This is a genomic window from Psychrobacter sp. APC 3426 (genome assembly GCF_030408035.1).
Lineage (GTDB): Bacteria > Pseudomonadota > Gammaproteobacteria > Pseudomonadales > Moraxellaceae > Psychrobacter.
The window spans coordinates 1-22,242 of sequence record NZ_JASDCF010000005.1 but is presented as its reverse complement, the minus strand read 5'-3'; the positions used below and the strand labels follow the sequence as shown (position 1 = coordinate 22,242).

Genomic DNA, 22,242 nt, shown 5'->3' with positions numbered 1-22,242 from the left:
GACTTGAGTAGATGTCTATATGAAAGAACAAAAGCTACAGATTTTTTTAAATATTATTAGCAATTATTTTAATCAGTTTGGTGGAGAAGACCTCATCGCTGATACGCCTTATTTGTTAGAAAACAAACAGCCAAAAGTCCACGATTATACGGGCGTCATCGGTATCTCAGGTGAGCAAAAAGGGGTGGTTTACTTTTCGGCAACCCGCAAGCTTTTGTCTGAGATATTGGACAGCATGGGTGAAACTGACAAGAGTGATGAGAATTATATCGATCTTGCTGGTGAAGTGGCCAACACCATCGCAGGTAATGCCCGCACCGAGTTTGGTTCAGAGTTTCATATCTCTGTGCCGTTCGTATTCAAGGGCGCACCGAAAAGTATTGTCCTACCGAACGATGAGCGCTCTTTTATTATCCCCATCACTTGGCATTCGCAAGTCGGTGAGATTGTAGTCTGTTTGCAGGATTGATGATCTCGCTATTACGTTTTCATACGGATGTTAATTATTATGATTAAAGTAGAAAAACTGGGTGTGTTTTTAAGTTCAATCAATGCCTTTTTTACGCAGATTGATGGTACAGATGTAGAGATTGATACGCCTTATCTGAATAATAATAACAGCGCTATTGGCTATGATTATAGCGGTGTGATAAAGATATCAGGTCCTCTAGAAGGCTGCGTGTATGTGAGCGCGCCTAGTACCATGCTGCGAGAGGTCATTAGAGTGATGGGTGAGACAGACTCATCCATCACGATGATGAAGGATTTGCTCGGGGAGATGGCCAATACCATCTCTGGTAATGCTCGCACAGAGTTCGGTTCGGAGTTCATTATTTCTCCACCGCACATCGTCGATAGTGCCCCAAACGTGTCTTATTTACCAAGAGATCGCCAAAGTTATATCACACCATTTACGTGGCGTGGATATAAAGCGGTGATAGGTATCTGCATCGCTTAATTGAGCGCAGATAAATAAGAGTCCATCATGATGGTATTAAAACGACGTATAGACGTCGTTTTTTTATGGCGTGAGTAATATACGCTCATTAGGGCAGATTGGCTTATATTAAGCGCTAGAACATTTGGCGATGAATAAACAGAATATAGATGCTGAATACAAGAGGATGATTATCAAATTATTGCCATTAAATGACACAGATAATCTGTTAACGCTGCTGATAATAGCGCTAGCAGTTGCACAGGCTTATATGATAAAATACAGCGCAGCTATTTTTATAATTTGAATTTAAACATTTTGCTTAAATTTGAAGCATAGCTCAATTTTTTAAACCAACCAATGACACACACATCATGGCAAAAAATTGCTGGGTGTTTGGCGACTTGATTAATTTGCAGATAAGTCATGCGTTAATAATAAGCATGAAGCAGATGCGTGTCGCTAAATAGGCAGTTTTTGTGATGTGGAGGCATAACCCAACCAATAGGAATTTCACATGGCTACAAAGAATCCAACCAAAATCGAAATGCGCGACTTACTACAAGCCGGCGCTCACTTTGGTCACCAAACACGTTTTTGGAACCCAAAAATGGGTCCATATATCTTTGGCGCACGTAACAAGATTCATATCATCAACTTAGAGCACACCGTTAAAGCGTTTAACGAAGCATTGACTTACGTAAACGGCCTAGCTGCTAAGAAAAACAAAGTATTGTTTGTTGGTACCAAACGCGCTGCAAGCGGTATCATCCGTGAGCAAGCTGCTCGCGCTGGCATGCCATACGTTGACCATCGCTGGTTAGGTGGTATGTTGACTAACTGGAAAACACTTCGCCAGTCAATCAACCGTCTAAAAGAGCTAGAGAAGCAAGCAGAAGACGGTACTTTTGCTAAGCTAACCAAGCGTGAAGCGCTAGAGCGTACTCGCGATATGGAAAAGCTTGAGCGTTCACTAGGTGGTATTAAAGACATGGGCGGCCTACCTGACGCTATCTTCGTTGTAGACGTAGATCATGAAGCGATTGCTATCAAAGAAGCCAAAAATCTAGGTATCCCAGTTATCGGTATCGTTGATACAAACTCTAGCCCAGATAACGTTGACTACATCATCCCAGCTAACGATGATGCTATCCGTGCTGTGACTCTATACGTAACTTCTATGGCTGATGCTATCATCGCTGGTAAAGAATACGCACAGACTCAAGCTGGCGGCAAAGCTGAGCAAGAAGCGCCTGCTGCTACTGAAGAAGCACCAGCTGAAGCCAAAGCAGAAGAAGCGGCAACTCCAGCAGAATAAATCGCTGACCTACATGGTTTAACTTTGTAAGGATACCTTGATAGTTACTCTATCAGCATCCATATAGAGTTATTAACAGCACACAAGCTCATAACAGGCATGATGTAGTTTTACTCGTCATGCCTTGTTATTGAATGAACCACTATTAATTGAAACCATCATAAATACGCGAGTCGCTGTTGGGCGAGTATTATCGTCTGTACGAGCCATATCGCTGTTTTAGTGCTATTGATATTCATTCAAAATGAGCCATCTTATTGGGTTTTAAACACCCTTAAGATATCGAACAGACAGTAAGTACTCCTATACATAACTATACTAAGGTGACTCTTATGACAGACGTAAAAATCTCTGCCAAAATGGTAAAAGAACTGCGTGACCGTACTGGTCTTGGCATGATGGAATGTAAAAAAGCACTAGAAGAAGCGAATGGTGATGTTGAAGTTGCCATCGATAACCTACGTAAATCTGGTCAAGCAAAAGCGGCCAAAAAAGCAGGTAACATCGCAGCTGACGGCGCTATCATCATCGCTCAAGGCGAAAACAAAGCATTCTTGTTAGAAGTTAACTGCCAGACTGACTTCGTTGCAAAAGATGACAGCTTCACTGCATTTGCAGAAAAAGTGGCTAACCTTGCACTAGAAAACAACGTGACTGACGTTGCTGCTATCTCTGAGCTACCGTATGGCGAAGGCCAAACCGTTGAAGAAGCTCGTGTATCTCTAGTACAGAAAATCGGTGAGAACATTCAGATCCGCCGTGTTGAAACCCTAGAAGGTAACAACATTGCATCATACCGTCACGGTCTACGTATCGGTGTGGTTGTCTCTTATGAAGGCGGCAACGCAGACACTGGTAAGAACCTAGCGATGCACATCGCTGCATTCAACCCAGTTGCTGTTGATGACGAAGACGTTGCAGCTGACGTACTAGCACGCGAAAAAGACATCATCGAAGCAAAAGCTAAAGAATCTGGCAAGCCTGACAATATCGTTGAGAAAATGATTGAAGGTGGCCTACGTAAGTACCTAGACGAAGTAACGTTACTACGTCAGCCATACGTGATGGACAATGAGAAAAAAGTTGGTGACGTACTAAAAGCTGAAGGCGTAAAAGTACTTGGTTTCAAACGTCTAGAAGTTGGTGAAGGCATTGAGAAAAAGCAAGAAGACTTCGCTGCTGAAGTTGCTGCTACTCAGGCTGCTAACAAGTAAGTTTTTATATTGGTAATGGCTATGAGTGTACAGTAAGATTTTATTCAACATTCATAATTCAACATTCATAGTCTGATTCTATCGCCTACATTATAAGAGGTTAGATAGAATCTCCAAGTACAAAAAAGCCCGTTATTTATTAACGGGCTTTTTTGTGTCTGCAATTTAAGTCTTTTGCCTACAGGGATGTGGTTACATTAACGCAATGCTGCATAGGCTGAGTTGGCATAGCTAGGGCTGTTGCTGTTATTGCTGGTGCCGTAGCTGACATTTTGTAAGCCGCCACTGGTTCTTGTCGCCGTATTGGTCTGATTACTAGCACTCATGCTCGCACCAGACAGTCCTGCATCATTTTTATAGAGACTGTGATAGCGACTCATGACTCTTTGGACATAGTTACGCGTTTCTTTAAAGGGTGGGATACCACCATATTTATCGACGTTACCTTCACCAGCATTATAGCCTGCGACAGCATGTTCAACGTTATTATTGAAACGGCGCATGAGCCAAGCGATATATTTGGCGGAGCCTTCGATATTGTCAGCAGGATTCCAAGGGTTACCAACCTTAAAACGTCGGGCAGTGGCCGGCATTAGCTGCATAAGACCTTGAGCACCGACAGGCGAGCGTGCATTTGGATTGAATGCAGACTCCGTATGCATCATGGCCTTCATGAGGGCAGGATCTACGCCATGACGAGCAGCAGAGGCACGAATGTAGCTATCATAAGCGTTACGGCTACCGCTACTGCTTGCAGGGCTGCTGCCATAGCTATCGCTACTGCCATCATACATTTTGGAGTCTTTATAATAGGTAACTTTGACTTTTTTTGTGAATTTATCAAAGTTGCCGCTAGGACTGACGTTGGTCAGTAATACCTGCCCAGCTTTGTCTTTATAGATATACATATTGCCTGCGTGAGCAGTAACAGAAAAGGCAAGTGAGCTAGTAATGGCAGTTAATAGAAGAGGAGACAAACAGCGAGTCATCATGGTAGTAATGTTTATCATAGAGGTATCACTTTTCATCGAATAATAGCAAATTGTTTTGCCTATAGACGCGTTGTTTTACGCGATTAAGCGGTCATCGTGTTTACAGTGTTAGATAGACTCCACAAAGAAGCATAGCTAACAAAAATCACGTCTAACTAAAAACCACTTGCAATAGATACAAAAAATAATAGTTGTTTACTATAACATATAATAACTTTTTGACGCATGAGATTGTCAAAATTAGCCACAAAACTGGATTTTAATTTGTAAATAACTTTAAATAAATCAATAGGCTATATTTCTAAGGCTTATAAGGGCAAGAGTGGAACCAATACTTTCAAGCTTAATATATAGTTTTATCAATGTTCAGGCTAGAGGGTATTCTCGATTCAATTGATGGTTCTCTACATGCATTGAAAATGGCTAAATGTTGAAGGCGCTGATAAAGATAGGTACCCAAACGGCAGTGACTAAGCCATTCACCGCCAAACCAAATGCGGCATAACGTCCAGCCGTATGACTAATCTGCCATGCTTCCACCGTGCCAAAAGCATGCGCTGCGAGGCCAAGTGCCAAGCCTTTGGCGCGGTCATCATCGACACTGCGGAATAAAAAGCGCGCTAACGTACCACCAATTAGACCAGACACAATGATAATCAGGTTTGCCATCGCAAGGGGGGCTTTAATCAAATCTGCCACACTCAGACCAATGGGCGTGGTCACTGAACGGGTGGCAAAAGCCAGTATGGTGTCGTGACTCAGTGAAAACAGGTATGCCAATGACATCGGTAGTAACGCACCAACGACACTCGCAATAGCGACGATTAGGGTGAGTTTTTTGACTGGCAGCCCTTTGAAGTTCATGGCGGCTAGCGGCACAGCCAACAGGACAGTGACGTATCCTAAGAGATGGTCGAATACAGGTTTAGCAACACTGTAATAATGGTTGTAATCCCATTGTAGAATGAATAGAAACAAAAGCACCAATACCAGTGCCGTAATCACCATTGGCAACCAAGACAGCTTGCGTGCCAGTATGCGGGCAATGACGTGAGCGGCTAAAGTCAACAATATCGCTGCAAGGGTCGCCATGAAGACGCTATCAAAAGTCATAATATATCCTCATCCACACAGCTTAGAGCTGTCCCTTTTGCTCATGGCGTTTGTTACTAGCATCGTTTTGTATATCAGTATCTTGATTGAGCCAACGGTTGGAAAGTATCGCTAGACCCCAAAGCGGTATCAGGGTGCTGATAATCATCGTTAGCATCACGCCCCACAGCTCATCGCCTAAGGCAAACAGCAATAAGCCTGCACCAGCCGATACTGGCAAAAAAGCAAAGCCACTATCGACCAACAGGGTGTTGCTGGCTTGGGTCAGCCAGTTAGGCAGCCCTTTTAGTAGTCGCCACGTCATCAAAATAACAAACATAGCCACCAGCCCAACGATATTGGCAGCTTTTTCGATACCTGCCCACTGACAGATGATGACAGCTGATTCACGGACAAAAATGACCATTGCTAACGTCAGAATTAACGCCTGCCATAGCGGCATGTTGGAGGAGTGAGTAGACTTCATAAGCAGCTCTGGCCGATTCGAAATAGGTGGGATAATCATAAAATGCAAAATAGGCATTGGTATAAATACCCATACTTAGATATACATATGCAACACGTCTATATTTATAGGGTGGACAATAGGTGATTATATAGAGAGTCACTCAACTAAGAAAGCCTATGTTAAATGCATGAGCATTTCCCAAAAAAATGGACGATATCAATTGATATCGTCCATTCATTATTTAACGGGTAGTTTTCAGAAACTTGCTATCTAAACCTGACGATATAATAAACCTAACTGTATATAAGCGTGAAAGCATTAAGCAATCAATAGTGTCAATTAGCCAGTTCTTAGCGATGAGAATCAGAGTTTGGTGTTTCTACTGCTGAGTCTTCTAGACCCGTTGTGGCAGAATTTAGCGCATCAAATTCATCGAAAGCTTTTTCTTCTGCTTCAGTCATCGACGGCTCGGCCACTTCATCAGGCTGCTCAAACTCTTCAAGTATCGGCATCAGCAGTGTCGCTTGCGCCAATGGCAATACATCGAGTGGGTCTAAATCTGCTTGCCCAAGCAGCTGTCTGAGTCGGTCACTTGGTAAGCGGATGGCTAAGCACTCATGACCTGTATCATCGTAGCTTTCTTCTAAGATGACGCCTAGCTCATATAGCGTGTTTTTAAAGTGACCCGCATCATAAGGAAGCGTCACATCAAAGGTCGTCAAGGTACCTGTTAATAGCTGCTGTACCGCAAGCGATAGCTCTTCCATACCTAGGTTTTGTCGAGAAGACACATAGACCCGATTCGGTTGTCCTTCGCTTGCATAACCAATATGCGCAGGCTCATCAGTCAAATCAATCTTGTTATAAACATTGAGCACTGGCACATCGTTGTCGATTTCGGCCAGTACATCTTTGACCGCTTGGATTTGCTCGTGCATGTCCTCGCTCGAGGAATCGATGACGTGCAATAACAAGTCTGCCTCTAGCGTTTCTTCTAACGTTGCATGAAAAGACTCAACCAGCTCATGCGGCAGATGACGAACAAAACCGACCGTATCGACTAAGACCACTCGACCAACACCCTGCCAGTCTAAACGGCGTAGGGTGGGGTCTAGGGTGGCAAAGAGCTTATCAGCGGCATAGATATTTTCATCGACCAAGCGATTGAACAAGGTGGATTTACCGGCGTTGGTATAACCGACCAGTGAAATAGTCGGTACGTCGGATTTCTGTCTGCGGGCACGGCCTTGCGCACGAGTCTGACGTACTTTTTCGAGTTTGTTTTTTAGCTGATTGACTCGGGTTTGTAGTAAACGACGATCCGTCTCAAGCTGGGTTTCACCAGGTCCACGCAGACCAATACCGCCTTTTTGACGTTCCAAATGCGTCCAACCACGTACCAAGCGCGTTGACAAATGGTTCAGCTGTGCCAGCTCTACCTGCAGCTTACCTTCATAAGTACGGGCGCGCTGAGCAAAAATATCTAAAATCAAACCAGTACGGTCAAGCACACGGCATTTCACCACCGACTCGATATTACGTTCTTGTGATGGTGACAAGCTGTGATTAAAAAGTACGATGTCAGCGTCATGCTCACGTACCAGTTCTGCAATTTCTTCTGCTTTGCCACTACCAACAAAGAACTTGGCATCAGGCTTTAAACGTGAGCCTGTCACCAGTGCCAAACGATCTGCTCCAGCTGAATCGGCCAAGAGCTCAAATTCGTTTAGATCATCAGGATCCTGAATTTGGCGAATGTCTAAATGTACAATAATGGCGCGCTCGCCACCTTCATGTCTTTCAAAATAATCCAAAGAGTATCACCTATTTAATAAAGTAAATATATCGCTATTATCTGTCTGCTAAATTTCGATATAGCGTTCATATGACCATCTATATGCGGTCTTATCACTTGATATTAAAGCGTATTCATACAATTAGCGATAGATTTATGTTACAGCGAAAGCGCTTATAGTTTTATATCACTTGAGTTTATCCACGGCTTTATTACGCGTTTGTATAGAAGTATCCACTGACTGAGTGAACAGGCTATCACTGAGCATCATAACTTTGTTATACTTAGCTCGTTTTTTTGACTATTCAAATTGCAGTTATTTAATCATGAGGGCGAAGATGAGCCAAGCTAAATCAAGCTTTTCACTCAGACAACAATTGGGTCGCGGCAAACAAATCGCCGGTATGACCACGACGATGGTTGGTGGACTGCGTGCCGCACAGCGTATCGGGGCATTTAAGCAACCTCCACGCGAAAAACTGCCACGCTATATCCAAGCATTCTGTCGCAAGATGGCAGGCTCTTTTGGTGTAAAAGTTATCGAAGTCGAGCCAGTCCAGCAGCATCATGGTCTGTGGGTGTCCAACCATGTGTCGTGGATGGATATTCCTGTGGTAGGTACTGTCAGTCCAGCGTTTTTCTTATCCAAGGCTGAAATTGGCGAATGGCCCGTGTTTGGTAAGTTGGCTCATGCCGCAGGAACGCTGTTCATCGAACGTGGCTCCGGTGATGCAGGCTCAGTATCAGCGCAGATTGCTGATTTTTTGACCAAAGGGTTTTCGGTGATGTTCTTTCCAGAAGCAACCACCACTGATGGCAAAAAAATCAAGCGTATCCACGGCACTTTGCTGCAGGCAGCGATAGAAGCAGATGTGCCTGTGCGACCTATCCTAATCGCTTATGTCGATAAAGATGGCACATTAAGCGAAGCACTACCATATTATGGCAAGCTGACGATGAAAGAGAGCCTCAAAAAAGTGCTAGATAGTAAAGACGTGACGGCTTATGTGTTGCCATTGGAACCGATAGATCCAAAAGGCTATGGTAAAAGTGAGCTCACTGATTTATTACAAAGAAAAATGCAAGAGGGTTTGGCGGATTTACATTCACGAGTACTGAGTGTACCACCTAGCAAATAATCATTTGCACGACCAACGCCAAGCAAAGAAAAGGCGCAAGTCGCTAGTATTATCACTGCGATTTGCGCCTTTTTTATGAGCTACACATTGTGAGCTGCAGGTTGTCAGTTACCTATTATGATTTACGTACTAAGGTGACGGATTAGGTTGGCGCGTGTGTACCGCTTCAATGGCATCCAATACATCGCTCGCCAACGTTAAATCAATGCTGTCAATGTTGGACTTTAACTGCTCTAACGTTGTCGCACCAATGATATTGCTGGTGACAAAATGACGCGAGTTGACAAAGGCTAACGCCATTTGTGCCATATCCAACCCAGCATCAGCCGCTATCTCAGCATATTGTGCGGTGGCTGATTTCGCTTGTTCATTAACATAACGACCAAAACGACCATACATGGTCAGACGCGCACCAGCAGGGCGTTTGCCATCCAGATACTTCCCTGACAATACGCCAAATCCAAGCGGTGAATACGCCAGTAAGCCAACGTTTTCGCGATGGGCAATCTCTGCCATCCCAACTTCGTATAATCGGTTAAGTAGGCTATAAGGATTCTGTACCGTAATCGGTGCTATCAGCCGTTTTTATCCGCTTCCCACAAGTAGCACATCAGCCCCCAAGCGGTATCGTTCGACAGCCCATAAGCACGAATGCGACCTTTTTTAATCTCATCATTTAATGCTTGGATGGTCTCCAAAAATGGCGTTAGTTCATCTAAAGATTGCGCTGCCATATCAGTATTATAGCCACGTTGACCGAAGAAGTTCGCTTGACGTTCTGGCCAATGTAGCTGATAGATATCGATATAATCCGTTTGCAAACGCTCAAGATTGCCGTCAATCGCGCTGATGATTTGCTCAGCGTTATAACGGGTTTGTCCATCACGTAAAAAGCTCATTGGTGACATTTTACTGGCCAGTATGACCTTGTCACGCTGCTTGGTTTTATTAAACCAGGTGCCAATGTAGCGCTCGGTATCGCCTTGCTTGTCTTTATCTGGTGGCGAGGGATACATCTCTGCCGTATCCCAAAAGTTCACGCCTTCGCTAAGCGCCAAATCCATCTGCGCATGGGCTTGCTGCTCTGTGTTTTGCTGTGCCCAAGTCATGGTACCTAGGCAAATTTTAGAAACCTGTTCATCAAGTTGCGGCAACGTTGTATATTGCATGCGAGTCTCCTTGTTGATGTTATCTTGTGGTCAACCTTTTTTAGATTACATGATTTGTATACCAGTGACGCCAGGCGGCGTTACTTTAAAGATTTTGACTTTAAACAATACTGACTGACCGGCAAGTGGGTGATTAAAGTCCACTTCGATTTCGTCATCGCTGATGGCGCTAATCGTACCAGGTAAGGTGTTTTTGCCTTTGTCTTCGAACTCAATCATCATGCCGATTTCTGGATTGTCGGCGACAAGGGCAAATTGAGGATGGCTAAAGTGTTGAATATTATCAGGATTCCAATCACCAAAGGCTTGCTCTGGCTCGAGATGCGCGGTACGTGTGTCACCGGCACGCAGATTCATGAGTACTTGTTCAAAGCCTGGTAACAAGCTTTCATCACCAATGGTCAATGATACAGGTGCATCACGATTGAAAGTCGAGTCAATGATGGTGCCGTTTTCTAGCGACACTTCAAAGTGCAACTTCACAAGGCTGCCATAAGCGATGCGAGTGTCTTCATTGGGATTGATAAACTGGGATGAATCATTAGATTGGGTCATGGGTAACAGCCATTTTCTAGTGGATTAAATAGAGGTATAAAAGATAAGGGTTGTAAGAAATGATAAGCCATCTGAGATGGTCTGTAAGCGTAAATAGTGTAACGCAAATAGTGTAAGATATCTGCCATATCTATCAATGGGTCACTAGAATAATGACAAGCAGACAACAAGGTCGAGTAAAAAAATGGCAGGATGACAAAGGTTTTGGTTTTATTGAAACTGAGGCGGGCGAGTCGGTGTTTTTCCATGTCAGTGAATTCAAAGCCCAGCGTCGCCCTGAGGTTGGTGAGCAAGTGGTCTTTGCGACTGGTCAAGACAATCAAGGACGATTGCAAGCCCGAGAAGTACAAGAGCTGAGATTTGTACAAAAAAAGATGGCAGAGAAGAATCAGCAAATTCGGCAGCGTAATCGCAAACGTAGTACGCAAGCGGACTTTGAGGCAGGACAAAAGAAGCGTTTATTCCTAGGTGTTGGCTTTTATGCTGTATTAGTCTTATTGGCGGTTACAGATAAGCTCAGCTGGCTAGTGGTAGGTTGGTATGTGGCGTTAGGATTTATAAGCTACATCATCTATGCCAAAGACAAAGCAGCGGCACAAAACAATGATTGGCGTACGCCTGAGTCGACTCTGCATCTGCTGAGCGCACTTGGTGGCTGGGTGGGTGCGATGGTCGCGCAGACATACCTACGTCATAAATCACAAAAGCCTGAGTTCCGCATGGCTTATTATTTGACTGTGGTGATTAATATGGCGGGGTTGTTGTTTGTGTTATCTGGTGGGCAACTGAGGTTTTTGGAAGCGCTATTATAGGCCGGCTTTTAGGGTAACCTCACGAAGCTGTTAAACCTGTAGTGTGGTTTGAATTTGAATGTTTTGGATATAAATGTCCTGTTTTTCAGTTAACGTTAACCAAACCACAGTCTATCGCTAACGGATAGATGACAAAAGGGGCTTTCAATCTTGTTATTATATTCAGGTATTTAATAAAACTATGTAAATAATGGATAAATAAATAATGTAAAAGAGGAAAAGTTATGAGTAACGACACTGATGTTGATTTAAAAAAAGATATTTTTGATGCACTAATTGAGAAACATGAAATACAACGCGCGTTATGCGACAAGCTTGAAAGTACAAAAGATGAAACACAGCGTAAGGCTCTCTATGAAGATTTGAAGCTAGAGTTGCAGGCACATGCAGCGGCTGAAGAGCGTCATTTATACGTGCCAGTGATGCAGCATGATGAAGGTCTAGATTTGTCTCGTCACGCCATCACTGAGCACCATGAGATGGATGAGATGATGGAGACTTTAGATGATGGTCGTATCGGACAAGAGAAGTGGGATAAAACCTGTGCAGATTTGATTCATAAAGTCCGTCATCATTTAAAAGAAGAAGAAAACGACTTTTTCAAACAAGCGAGAAAAATCTTAGATACAGACTTACAGCAGCGTTTGGGTGCTTTGTACCAAGTTGAGCATGCTGAGTTTGAACAAACACATGCAGACGACTAGGTACGCCATGTTTCGATAGAAGTTAACGTCAGAACGTAAAAATAGCCACTATTTATAGTGGCTATTTTTTTGGACAGTTTTGTAGCGTTTAATTGCGTGTTTCACCAAAGGTTGCCATCTTAAGATTCACGCTTCTTTTCTAAAAACAGCATATCAATCACAATCATCGCCACACCGACACTGATAGCAATATCAGCGATGTTAAAAATCGGATAATGCCAAGCATCGGCATAGTGCACATGGATGAAGTCGACAACCTTGCCAAGCATCAAACGGTCGATTAAGTTACCAATCGCACCGCCAAGCACCAGTGCTAGACCTGTAGACAGCAGCTTGGCTTGACGTGGGGCTTTGATTAAATAGCCAATCAAAAACAGCGACATAATCAGCGCCAGTCCAGCAAAAAACCACTTTTGCCACCCTGATTGGTCTGCTAAGAAGCTAAAGGCAGCGCCATAGTTATAAGCAAGCGTCCAATTCAAAAATGGCTCAATCACGGGTATTGGCTCATGAAACGCCAGATTGGTTTGTGCCAACCACTTTGTCCACTGATCGATAATGATGACCACCAGTGACAGCAAATACCACATAAAAGCGCGGCTGCCATTGGCAATAATTTTTGGCGTTTTAGTCAAACGACTTCTGGGCGTCGTTGAGCTACCCGTGGTTGCATGCGCAGGGGTAGGCGAATGGTCAACCTCAACCTGCCGCTGCTTGTCTTCAGTTGATTCTGTCTGGTTAGACGTAGAGTTAGGCGCTGATTTAGGCATAATGGCGCACCTCGCCGTCGCCGCTGACGTTGGTCACGCAGCGAGCACATAATTCTGGGTGCCTGCTATCGGTACCGATATCATCACGGATATGCCAGCAGCGTACACATTTGGTGCCTGTCGCGGCGCTGACTTCGACCACTAAATCGACTGATTCATCGGCATTGTTATCAGTTTGGGCAGCAGTATTATCTTGACTGACAGTAGGGGCATCACTCATTGGCTTTAAGGTTGCGCTACTGGTAATAAGAACAAAACGCAGCTCTTCGCCAAGTTTGGCCAAGCTTTCATGCATCGCACCGTCGGCATATAAATCAACGCCAGCAGACAAGTTAGCATTGATGATTTTTTCACCACGTGCGGTTTCGATATGCTTGTTGACGATGTCTTTTGCTTGCATGATACGTTGCCAGTCATCGGTACTGATGGCGCTTAGCTCAAACTCTGGGAAGGTGTACCATTCTTCGGTAAACACGTAGCCTGCGTCATTGCCGTTTTTACCTTCCAATACTTCCCACGCTTCTTGCGCAGTGAATGACAAGATTGGCGTAATCCAGCGAATCAACGCATGAGCGATATGATAAATCGCCGTTTGCGCAGAGCGGCGCGGCTGTCCATCAGTCTGGGTAGTGTACTGACGGTCTTTGATAATATCTAAGTAGAAGCTGCCTAAGTCCTGCGAGCAAAACGCAGTGATATGCTGGGTGACTTGGTGAAAGTCCATCGCATCATAGGCACTGATGATCTGTGCTTGTACTGTTTGTGCACGCTCAATGATGAATTTATCAAGGCTGACCAGCTCATTGATATCAATGCTGTTGGTCATCGGATCGAAATCATCGGTATTGGCAAGCAAGAAACGCAAGGTATTCCGGATACGGCGATACATATCGATTGCGCCTTTAAAGACCGTTTTGCCTGCGCTCATCTCATAACGATAATCGCTCGACGCAATCCACAAGCGCAGCATGTCTGCACCTGTTTTATTGATCTCTTCTTGCGGCGTGATGATATTGCCAAGCGACTTACTCATCTTGCGACCGTTTTCATCAACGACAAAACCATGGGTTAACACTTGCTTAAACGGTGGGCGCTCGTACATCGCTTCAGACGTAAGCAGTGACGTCTGGAACCAACCGCGATGTTGATCTGAGCCTTCTAAATATATATCAGCTGGATTGGTCAGCTCATCACGTTGCTCCAGGACGGCAAAATGCGTCGTTCCTGAATCAAACCAAACGTCTAACGTATCCGTTGCTTTATCATAGTCAGCGGCCTCGCTGCCTAAGAAATCTTCACAGCTGGCATCAAACCAAGCTTCTACGCCGCCTGCATCGATTTTTTGCGCGGCCACTTCCATCAGCTCAAGCGTATTAGGATGCAGCTCGCCAGTTTCTTTATGCATAAAGAAGGTGATCGGCACGCCCCATGTGCGCTGGCGTGAGATACACCAATCAGGGCGACCATTCATCATTGCCTCGATGCGGTTTTGCCCCCACGCTGGCGTCCAATTGACCGATGGAATATCGGCAAGCGCGCGTTCACGTAGACCTTTGGTTTCCATATTGATAAACCACTGCGGCGTGGCACGGAAAATAATCGGTGACTTATGGCGCCAGCAATGCGGATAGCTGTGCTCAATTTTGGTATGGCTAATGAGATGACCGTTTTCATGAAGAGTGGCGATGATTTTTGGATTGGCTTTATAGATATGCTCACCCGCAAATACTGCTGCGCTCTCTAAATAAACGCCCGTGCCACTCACTGGGTTTTCAACGGGCAAGTTGTATTTAAGACCAACGATATAATCGTCGAGACCGTGACCGGGTGCAGTATGGACGAGGCCAGTACCGCTATCGGTGGTCACGTGGTCGCCTAAGATAAGCGGTACTTGACGATCTTCAATCAGTGGATGCTGGGCACGCAGACCTTCAAGCTCTCGTCCTGATACGGTTGCCAATACGCCTTCGTTGCTGAGCTTAAGCTCGGTTAATGCCGTTTCAACAAGGTCGGTCGCTAATAGGAAGTTGCCTTTGTCAGTCGCGACGACACTATAGTCATGCTCAGGATGTACAGCGATCGCTTGGTTAGCAGGTAGCGTCCAAGGCGTCGTGGTCCAAATGACAGCTGCGATGTTGCCATCAATTTCGCTCAATGCAGCAACCTTTTCAGTATCAAGCACATCAAAGCTCACGTAGATAGCGTCTGACACTTTATCTTGGTATTCAACTTCAGCTTCGGCTAGGGCAGAGCTACAGTCTAAGCACCAGTTCACTGGCTTCATACCGCGGGTCACGTGACCATTGTCATAAATTTTGGCAAGTGCGCGTACGATGTTGGCTTCTTGATGGAAGTTCATCGTCAGATAAGGGTTGTCCCAATCACCAAACACTCCTAAACGTTTAAAGTCTGCCTTTTGCAGCTCAATCTGCGTGCTCGCATACTCACGGCACAGACCACGGAATTCAGTTGCAGAGACTTTTTGACCGACTTTGCCGACTTTGGCTTCGACCTTTTGCTCGATAGGCAGACCATGGCAGTCCCAACCGGGCACATAAGGCGCATCAAAGCCTGATAAGGTTTTTGACTTAACGATAATGTCTTTAAGTACTTTATTGACCGCGTGACCTAAGTGAATTTGACCATTGGCGTATGGAGGGCCATCGTGCAAAATGTATTTGGTTGCACCTGTACGCGCCTTACGAATTTTGCCATACACATCATCCGCTTCCCACGCAGCAAGCCAGTCTGGCTCACGTTTGGCAAGGTTTGCACGCATTGCAAAAGGCGTATCGGCAAGGTTTAGCGTGTCTTTATAGTCTTGGCTCGGTGTATCAGTACTTTTATCAGTCATAGAAGGCGTCTTATAAAGTGATGGTTAGAAGTGGGGTAAAAAGTCGGTCTAAATTTGTGTCCAAAATAACATGCAAGTTTTAATGCTAAGCTGTTTATTTAAATATTAATGGTGATGTTCTGGTTTATCAGTTGTTTATAAAGAGGGTTCAGTTAATAATAAATGCTTATGAAGTGAGCAATACCCTATACATATATCAAAATATTGAGAAAAGTGACGATGATAACGGCAGCTATTATATGACAAAACGGGTGGGGTAAAAAGAGCTGACCAGTATCGCCCGTGTATTCATCAACCTTAGCTTTTATTGTTGGCTGTCTTACGATTGCTCGTTATTTTATATCTGTTACGCTAAGACTGATAGAGTGATGATAAAGATAATGCAATCAATGCTTAAGCGCTATATATTAAATGAGTCAGTATCATAGCATTATCATCGCTGAATCCATACTCTTAGCACTTTATTGCTGTCTTCAATCAGATTTGAATCTGTTTCTATGAAGCGGCTTGTTTTACAACAGCATCAATCAAAGCGTCAATTAAATAATTTGGGTGCGAATGAATGATAAACAAGGAGCAGTTATGAAAATAGGCATTCCTAAAGAAACGAAGAATAATGAAAATCGGGTCGGTTTAACACCAAACGGTGTCAGCGTGCTGGTCGATGAAGGGCATAAAGTACTGGTCGAAACCGATGCCGGCATGGGCTCGCAGTTTACCGATGATGATTATAAAGAAGCGGGCGCAACCATCGTTGAGGAGGCTTCGAAAGCATGGGATGTAGAGTTAGTCATCAAAGTAAAAGAGCCGCAACCGGACGAATACCAGTACCTCACTGAAGATTTGATTTTGTTTACCTATTTGCATTTGGCAAATGAGCCGGAGCTTGCAAAGGTACTCATTGAGCGTAAAGTCACGGCCATTGGTTATGAAACGGTACAGTTAGAAGACAAGTCATTACCGCTGCTGACACCAATGAGCGAGATTGCTGGGCGCATGAGCACGCAGATTGGCGCACAGTTTTTGCAGTCGTTTTATGGCGGCAAAGGCATACTGCTTGGCGGCGTGCCAGGGGTGCAAAAAGGCAGGGTAACGATTATTGGTGGCGGTGTCTCTGGTACTGAAGCCGCTAAGATTGCTATTGGTCTGCGTGCTGATGTGACGATTTTAGACCTTGATCCCAAACGGCTCAAACAGCTGTCTGAGATGTTTGGTAATAATGTACAGACGCTAATATCAAACAAGGTCAATATTGCCAATAGCGTCAAAAACAGCGACTTGGTTATCGGTGCTGTGTTGATTCCGGGGGCAGCGACACCGAAACTGGTCACAGAAGAGATGATTCAATCCATGGATGATGGTGGCGTGATTATCGATATTGCCATTGATCAAGGTGGCGTCTTTGAGACCACCGATCGCATCACCACGCATGACAAGCCCACTTATAGCAAGCACGGGGTGATTCATTATGCGGTGGCCAATATTCCAGGCGCTGTACCGCGGACAGCAACGATGGCGCTGTCGAACGTGACATTGCCGTATATTCACGCGCTGGCAAAAAAAGGCGTGAAAAACGCCTGCAATGACGATTCAGCATTGGCCAAAGGCGTCAATACTGCTCAAGGTCATATGACCTATAAAGCAGTGGCTGAGGCACTAGACTATGAGTATAAAGCGCTGTCGTTATAAGCTGTCATTATAAATAGCTATGTTAAAAAAATGCCAATCTATAGGTGATTCAATTTAAAAAGGTACAAGGCAACTGAGTGCTGATGTATATGTAATACTTCAAGCGAGGTTAACGATGTAGCTTTTTATAGTGGATTGACTATACTCACTATAATAGATGGGCATCTTTTTCTTAGCTGCTATTTAAACTGTCTTATGTTAGCGCCTTAGAAGTTTTCTGAGAAGTTCATCAACTCTTCAGCACGTTCTTTATTTTTAGACTGTAAACAATGCGGTAAGGCAGGGCTGCCAATATACGTCCCTTCTAAATCACATTGCTTATCACGATAATCAAGCCAACCAAGTTGTGACTTTTCGAAATTTGCAGCATCCTCATCGTATCTGGCATTGCTTTTTAACGATTTATATATCTTGTTATAAGCCTTATTCATGGCGCTCTTATATTTTTGATCGGCATATCCAGTGCATTCATACACCACCGAGTTATTCATGCTCTTGTATTTGCTGGTACATTCGCTGTAGTAATCTTTTAGTTCAGCATTCGCTGAAGTCATCGCTACCATGCCAATTAAGAGGGCCGTCACCGTGTTGATGCCAGTGTGTTTCCAACTCATTTTTAATCCTTAAAAATTCATTAATATAAATGCAAAGCGAAAGTCCATATTAACGAATATGAGATATTAAGTAAACTTTAGTTTATCTTTTGAGTGAATAAATAATAAAGGTGGTGACAAATGGTATGGGTTGGCTAGGGCGTGTCCTCATTTTTAACCCATTTAGGTTATTATCGATTGAATTGAGGACACGGCCTAATAACTTATAAGTATATGGTCAATCTATGGTAAAGGCATTTTGAAAACTACCGTTCATAAGCGTAAGGTTTAAAAGGTGGCTGATAACCACAATCGTAATTTGAGTGACCATAACGGCTGAATGCCGGTCAACCCTTGTGTCATCTCCCCATCTTTTAGCACCACATAAGAGGGCGTGACTTGACCTTGCCAATCGGTAAATATCTCCCCTTGTTTATCATTGATGGTGGTAAAGCGATAGTTGTTTTCCGCCAGGTAGCCATGCAGCTCTTGATTAGAGCCAGACTTAATGGCAATGGTTACGACAGGATAGTTGCCCTCTGCCGCAAGCTTGTCTATCGTCGGCGAGGTCACGCTACAAATTGGACACCATGTTCCCCAAAAATATACCAACGTCGGTTTATCCTGACTCAGCGCTGCCAAATCAACTGCCTGACCTTGATAGTCCGTCAACTGCAATTGCGGATTGGCTGGCATGACGGGTTGTCGCCACCAATTGACAGCGGTATAAATCACGGCAAATATTAAACCATATATCAGCACCGTCTTAATGATAGACAGCAGTCTTTGCTGTGGTGTCTTTTTAGGTTTTATAATGGTCTTGTCAGTATCAGTCGTCATAGTGGCTGCTTTTATACTTTTGATTTTAAATCGCTAGGTATGATAATAGATAAAAATAAACGGCTGAATGGTCAGCCGTATTATTATCATTCTCACGTTATTATTTTGAGTGCCTGCTTGCTAAAATGCCAGCTTAAGGCTTTTGCGCGCGGTTTTGTAACGGGTCACCGAGTAATACGCTACCGGAGTTTTCGCGGCGCTCTTCATCGCTCAGCTTATTCGCGGGGACTTTAGACTTTCTCTTCCATTTTAAGCTAAACAAATCATCGCGGCGGTCAATGAGATTATGCACCGAGCCTTCGTTACGGACGTGGATGAGCTTGTCTAAGTTTAAGTCAGAAAAGAATACCATTTCAGTATTGGCAGTCGTTTCCGCCATAATCGCATCATGTGGGAAAGCAAAATCTGACGGTGAGAAAATAGACGACTGCGCGTACTGAATATCCAAGCTTTCAACTTGCGGCAAATTACCAACAGAACCACAAATCATCACATAGCATTCGTTTTCGATTGCACGCGCTTGGGCACAGTGGCGTACGCGCAGATAGCCGTTTTGGGTATCGGTCCAGAACGGTACAAATAAAATATCCATGTCATCGAGCGCCATCAAACGAGCAAGCTCCGGGAATTCGACGTCATAGCAAACCAAGATGCCAACACGACCAGCATCGGTGTCAAATACTTTGACTTCATCGCCGCCTTCAATCACCCAAGCGCTACGCTCGTGCGGCGTGATATGAATTTTGCGTTGTTCTTCAACCGTACCGTCGCGGCGGCATAAGTAACTAACGTTGTAGAGCGTGTCATCTTCATCAAGCAGAGGCATAGAACCGCTGATGACGTTGACATTATAGGTGACGGCTAAATGCGATATCTCATTTTTAAACCATTCGGTATAACCCGCCAAAAAGCGAATCGCGACGTTTTGATCAGTCGATTCACACAGCCCCATTAAGGGCGCGTTAAAGAATTCTGGCAAACACGCAAAGTCAGAGTTGTAATCGGCCATGATATCGACGAAGAACTCAACTTGTTGCAGCAGCTCTTCAGGTGACTCGACCTCACGCATTTGCCATTGAATGCCGCCGATTCGAACCTCTGATTTGCGCGTGTTAGGCTTATAATCCTGCGGCTCATAATAAATGTTTGCCCATTCTAGTAAAGTGGCAAACCCTTTAGATTGAGCGTCGTCTGGCAGATAAGCGGTCAAAATACGTTTGACGATAAAGCCGTTTGATAACTGGAAAGACAGCGCAGAGTCATGAATCTCGCGAGACTCAACGGCATCGATATATTCGCCAGGTGTTAGGTCTTGGTGGTTGTGATAATTAGGGATACGACCACCGGCCAAAATAGCACGGAAGTTCAATTGGCGGCACAGCTCTTTACGCGCATCATAAAGGCGGCGGCCCAAGCGATAACCACGGTATTCAGGGTCGATTAGCGCATCTAAGCCATAGATGGCATCACCATCAGGATTGTCTCTGATGATTTCTTTGTGACCAATCAAATCATCATAGGTATGCGGGTTAGAAAACTTGGTGTAATCAACGCGCATAGATAACACAATACCAATCAGCTCGTCATGGTCAAATAATGCAATCTGACCTTCAGGGAACGCGTCAATCAAAGCGTGAATGGTGTTCTTTGACCAAGCGCCGCCCAAATTGACATAGACACGGTCCATCAATGCTTTGAGTTGCGGGTAGTCTTTTTTCTTAATCTCAGCAATGGTTAGATGGAAGTCATCTAATTTTTCAATTTTGCTCATAATATTCCTGTCTGTGGTTTTGATAAAATAGGTGGTTTAAAGGGTGCTAATACATTTAGGACTGATAATTTTAAAGATAGAGGGATAGAAAACAGCGATAAAAGTATGGGCAGATAAGCGTCAGTACATAAAACCCCTAGTAGGAGATCTCACCTCGATGCCGTTATTAAAGGCAAACGCTAAAAGCAAGGGCACAGATTTTCGTGTAACAAAGACGAGAAAAATATTCCCATAACACACTAATGCCGTTACAATCATTTATCACCATATTAACAATAAGTTAGGATGATATTTTATCTCATTTAGCTTGTCGTTTTAGGATTAATCGTGGTCGCTACAGTTATCAGATTGACGATATAACTTCTAGCAAGCCCACCATAACTATCAAGCATTCACCATCAACTTGGTACGCCTTTTATCCTATTATTCGCTGTTTTGCTGGTCATGATAACAAGCCACACAACCATTGACAGTCTAACGTGGTAACTATTTGCTACGTTTTTGTGAGTCAGACTTTTTTCGGGCACCGCTTTACTTCACTTGTTTCATTCGGTCGCCTACCAGCAACTTTTTAGGATTATTTAATTATGCCCTTAGCTTATGCCGATAGAACCAAGATATTGGAAGAATTAGACGATTCAGCATTGTTTCAATTGGTTTACGTCAGTAGTCTGACGCTGCGCTCGCGTTTGAGTGCCTCGATATTCGAGGAAGTAGAGAGCCATGCACGTGATTATAATCAGCAGCACGGCATCACAGGTACTTTATGTTATGGTAATGGGCATTTTTTACAGTGTATCGAAGGCAAAAAACAGAATGTCTTTACCTTACAGCAGCGTATCTTTGCCGATAACCGCCACAAAAACGTGGAAGTGTTGTTATTACAACCGATAAACCAGCGTAGCTTTGCCGATTGGCGAATGCGCCTGCTGTTTTTAGAGCGATGGCTGTGGTCGCCAGCGACTAAGCAGCAAGCCGCGCAATTGTCACCCTATTTGCCATTTGCGCCGCACGGTTGGTCACCTGATTGTACCGCGCAGTTTTTACAACTTATAAAAACTTTTGACAGCCCACCACATATTAAAGCGGCAGGTATCACTTATAATGCATTAGGTAATATGTTTCGTCATATCGCCGCACCACATCAGGCTTTTTTAATAGTACAAGGTTTTTTAAGTGTGTTGCTGGTGGTCGCGTTGATACTGCTGTATTTATAAGCCATAAATAATAGTGCAGTTATCTGCAAGTCACAGAGTGTTATAGAGTGCTATAAAGATGTCATGTCCTATTCAATATTTAAAAAGACGCTAATTCAATATTTAAAAAGACGCTAAACTTTTAAGTCTAGCGTCTTTTTTATACAATCAAACTTATTGCAATATTAATAAATTGAACCAATTACATATCAAAAATCTTGCCACGATTCATAATATTATTCGGATCAAATACCTTTTTGACCTCTCGTAAATACTCAATCTCAGTCTCACTGCGGCTATAGTTTAGATACGGCTTTTTGGTCATGCCAACGC

The 22,242-nt window shown here is 44.0% G+C and carries 20 protein-coding genes and 1 pseudogene; 9 read left to right on the top strand and 12 right to left on the bottom strand.

Translation table 11 applies throughout. From position 1 onward, the window contains the following. Positions 1–19: 19 nt before the first annotated feature. The 4 genes from QL919_RS04750 (at position 20) to tsf (ending at position 3,469) form a co-directional block, all read left to right on the top strand. Positions 20–469: a chemotaxis protein CheX gene (locus QL919_RS04750; protein ID WP_290188430.1), complete on the top strand. Its 450-nt coding sequence runs from the start codon at positions 20–22 to the stop codon at positions 467–469. A 39-nt stretch (positions 470–508) separates the two neighbouring features. After that, positions 509–958, top strand: coding sequence for a chemotaxis protein CheX (locus QL919_RS04745; RefSeq protein ID WP_290188429.1), 450 nt, complete (start codon positions 509–511; stop codon positions 956–958). Between the two features lie 496 nt (positions 959–1,454). Continuing rightward, positions 1,455–2,255, top strand: coding sequence for a 30S ribosomal protein S2 (gene rpsB / locus QL919_RS04740; protein ID WP_290188428.1), 801 nt, complete (start codon positions 1,455–1,457; stop codon positions 2,253–2,255). A gap of 332 nt (positions 2,256–2,587) precedes the next feature. Further along, on the top strand, positions 2,588–3,469 hold the full coding sequence (gene tsf / locus QL919_RS04735) for a translation elongation factor Ts (protein ID WP_290188427.1): 882 nt from the start codon (positions 2,588–2,590) through the stop codon (positions 3,467–3,469). 197 nt (positions 3,470–3,666) lie between these two features. Here the strand turns inward: tsf and QL919_RS04730 are convergent, their stop codons facing one another. From QL919_RS04730 to hflX, 4 genes are all read right to left on the bottom strand, one after another. Next, a complete protein-coding gene (locus QL919_RS04730) occupies positions 3,667–4,479 on the bottom strand; it encodes a lytic transglycosylase domain-containing protein (RefSeq protein WP_290188426.1) in 813 nt (270 codons plus the stop codon). A gap of 405 nt (positions 4,480–4,884) precedes the next feature. After that, positions 4,885–5,574 carry an LrgB family protein gene (locus QL919_RS04725; protein WP_290188425.1) on the bottom strand — a complete coding sequence of 230 codons (690 nt, stop codon included), beginning with the start codon at positions 5,572–5,574 and terminating at the stop codon, positions 4,885–4,887. Between the two features lie 22 nt (positions 5,575–5,596). Next, on the bottom strand, positions 5,597–6,040 hold the full coding sequence (locus tag QL919_RS04720; protein ID WP_290188424.1) for a CidA/LrgA family protein: 444 nt from the start codon (positions 6,038–6,040) through the stop codon (positions 5,597–5,599). Between the two features lie 332 nt (positions 6,041–6,372). Beyond that, positions 6,373–7,836 carry a ribosome rescue GTPase HflX gene (hflX, locus tag QL919_RS04715; protein WP_290188423.1) on the bottom strand — a complete coding sequence of 488 codons (1,464 nt, stop codon included), beginning with the start codon at positions 7,834–7,836 and terminating at the stop codon, positions 6,373–6,375. A gap of 319 nt (positions 7,837–8,155) precedes the next feature. Between hflX and QL919_RS04710 the strand changes: the two genes are divergently transcribed. Beyond that, a complete protein-coding gene (locus QL919_RS04710) occupies positions 8,156–8,956 on the top strand; it encodes a lysophospholipid acyltransferase family protein (protein WP_290188422.1) in 801 nt (266 codons plus the stop codon). 129 nt (positions 8,957–9,085) lie between these two features. Here the strand turns inward: QL919_RS04710 and QL919_RS04705 are convergent. Further along, a pseudogene (locus QL919_RS04705) lies at positions 9,086–10,125 on the bottom strand (aldo/keto reductase). A gap of 45 nt (positions 10,126–10,170) precedes the next feature. Then, complete coding sequence (locus QL919_RS04700; RefSeq protein WP_290188421.1) at positions 10,171–10,680, bottom strand: peptidylprolyl isomerase; 510 nt, start codon at positions 10,678–10,680, stop codon at positions 10,171–10,173. A gap of 152 nt (positions 10,681–10,832) precedes the next feature. On the opposite strand from QL919_RS04700, the gene QL919_RS04695 reads away from it, so the two are divergent. Both QL919_RS04695 and QL919_RS04690 read left to right on the top strand, forming a co-directional pair. Beyond that, a complete protein-coding gene (locus tag QL919_RS04695) occupies positions 10,833–11,492 on the top strand; it encodes a cold shock and DUF1294 domain-containing protein (protein WP_290188420.1) in 660 nt (219 codons plus the stop codon). Positions 11,493–11,716: 224 nt separating this feature from the next. Next, positions 11,717–12,196, top strand: coding sequence for a hemerythrin domain-containing protein (locus tag QL919_RS04690; protein ID WP_290188419.1), 480 nt, complete (start codon positions 11,717–11,719; stop codon positions 12,194–12,196). Positions 12,197–12,315: 119 nt separating this feature from the next. Here QL919_RS04690 and lspA read toward each other — a convergent pair whose 3' ends face one another. Together lspA and ileS are read right to left on the bottom strand one after the other, a co-directional pair. Next, positions 12,316–12,966 (bottom strand): signal peptidase II, encoded by a 651-nt coding sequence (lspA, locus tag QL919_RS04685; RefSeq protein WP_290188418.1) that lies wholly within the window; start codon positions 12,964–12,966, stop codon positions 12,316–12,318. After that, a complete protein-coding gene (ileS, locus tag QL919_RS04680) occupies positions 12,959–15,820 on the bottom strand; it encodes an isoleucine--tRNA ligase (protein WP_290188417.1) in 2,862 nt (953 codons plus the stop codon). Before ileS ends, lspA begins: the two co-directional genes overlap by 8 nt. Before the next feature lie 582 nt (positions 15,821–16,402). On the opposite strand from ileS, the gene ald reads away from it, so the two are divergent. Beyond that, positions 16,403–17,509, top strand: a complete 1,107-nt coding sequence (ald, locus tag QL919_RS04675; protein ID WP_290188416.1) for an alanine dehydrogenase — start codon at positions 16,403–16,405, stop codon at positions 17,507–17,509. 206 nt (positions 17,510–17,715) lie between these two features. On the opposite strand, the gene QL919_RS04670 is transcribed toward ald, so the two are convergent. The 3 genes from QL919_RS04670 to QL919_RS04660 all read right to left on the bottom strand — a co-directional run bounded on the left by QL919_RS04670 (position 17,716) and on the right by QL919_RS04660 (position 20,713). Continuing rightward, positions 17,716–18,123, bottom strand: a complete 408-nt coding sequence (locus tag QL919_RS04670; RefSeq protein WP_290188415.1) for a lysozyme inhibitor LprI family protein — start codon at positions 18,121–18,123, stop codon at positions 17,716–17,718. Between the two features lie 267 nt (positions 18,124–18,390). Further along, entirely contained in the window at positions 18,391–18,942 is a 552-nt protein-coding gene (locus QL919_RS04665) for a protein disulfide oxidoreductase (RefSeq protein ID WP_290188414.1), read from the bottom strand. Positions 18,943–19,075: 133 nt separating this feature from the next. Next, positions 19,076–20,713, bottom strand: coding sequence for a bifunctional GNAT family N-acetyltransferase/carbon-nitrogen hydrolase family protein (locus tag QL919_RS04660; RefSeq protein WP_290188413.1), 1,638 nt, complete (start codon positions 20,711–20,713; stop codon positions 19,076–19,078). A gap of 587 nt (positions 20,714–21,300) precedes the next feature. Between QL919_RS04660 and QL919_RS04655 the strand changes: the two genes are divergently transcribed. Further along, on the top strand, positions 21,301–21,930 hold the full coding sequence (locus QL919_RS04655) for a BLUF domain-containing protein (protein ID WP_290188412.1): 630 nt from the start codon (positions 21,301–21,303) through the stop codon (positions 21,928–21,930). Positions 21,931–22,111: 181 nt separating this feature from the next. Here the strand turns inward: QL919_RS04655 and QL919_RS04650 are convergent. After that, positions 22,112–22,242 (bottom strand): FAD-linked oxidase C-terminal domain-containing protein (locus tag QL919_RS04650; protein WP_290188516.1); only part of this gene is annotated, 131 nt, incomplete at its 5' end.

Bases quoted from the DNA above. Each gene is read 5' to 3' on its own strand.
- tsf (WP_290188427.1), top strand. From the start codon at position 2,588: ATGACAGACGTAAAAATCTCTGCCAAAATGGTAAAAGAACTGCGTGAC.
- QL919_RS04670 (WP_290188415.1), bottom strand. From the start codon at position 18,123: ATGAGTTGGAAACACACTGGCATCAACACGGTGACGGCCCTCTTAATT.
- QL919_RS04695 (WP_290188420.1), top strand. From the start codon at position 10,833: ATGACAAGCAGACAACAAGGTCGAGTAAAAAAATGGCAGGATGACAAA.
- QL919_RS04700 (WP_290188421.1), bottom strand. From the start codon at position 10,680: ATGACCCAATCTAATGATTCATCCCAGTTTATCAATCCCAATGAAGAC.
- QL919_RS04665 (WP_290188414.1), bottom strand. From the start codon at position 18,942: ATGACGACTGATACTGACAAGACCATTATAAAACCTAAAAAGACACCA.
- QL919_RS04660 (WP_290188413.1), bottom strand. From the start codon at position 20,713: ATGAGCAAAATTGAAAAATTAGATGACTTCCATCTAACCATTGCTGAG.
- ileS (WP_290188417.1), bottom strand. From the start codon at position 15,820: ATGACTGATAAAAGTACTGATACACCGAGCCAAGACTATAAAGACACG.
- QL919_RS04720 (WP_290188424.1), bottom strand. From the start codon at position 6,040: ATGAAGTCTACTCACTCCTCCAACATGCCGCTATGGCAGGCGTTAATT.
- ald (WP_290188416.1), top strand. From the start codon at position 16,403: ATGAAAATAGGCATTCCTAAAGAAACGAAGAATAATGAAAATCGGGTC.
- QL919_RS04655 (WP_290188412.1), top strand. From the start codon at position 21,301: ATGCCCTTAGCTTATGCCGATAGAACCAAGATATTGGAAGAATTAGAC.
- QL919_RS04745 (WP_290188429.1), top strand. From the start codon at position 509: ATGATTAAAGTAGAAAAACTGGGTGTGTTTTTAAGTTCAATCAATGCC.
- QL919_RS04690 (WP_290188419.1), top strand. From the start codon at position 11,717: ATGAGTAACGACACTGATGTTGATTTAAAAAAAGATATTTTTGATGCA.
- QL919_RS04730 (WP_290188426.1), bottom strand. From the start codon at position 4,479: ATGATAAACATTACTACCATGATGACTCGCTGTTTGTCTCCTCTTCTA.
- QL919_RS04750 (WP_290188430.1), top strand. From the start codon at position 20: ATGAAAGAACAAAAGCTACAGATTTTTTTAAATATTATTAGCAATTAT.
- rpsB (WP_290188428.1), top strand. From the start codon at position 1,455: ATGGCTACAAAGAATCCAACCAAAATCGAAATGCGCGACTTACTACAA.
- lspA (WP_290188418.1), bottom strand. From the start codon at position 12,966: ATGCCTAAATCAGCGCCTAACTCTACGTCTAACCAGACAGAATCAACT.
- QL919_RS04710 (WP_290188422.1), top strand. From the start codon at position 8,156: ATGAGCCAAGCTAAATCAAGCTTTTCACTCAGACAACAATTGGGTCGC.
- QL919_RS04725 (WP_290188425.1), bottom strand. From the start codon at position 5,574: ATGACTTTTGATAGCGTCTTCATGGCGACCCTTGCAGCGATATTGTTG.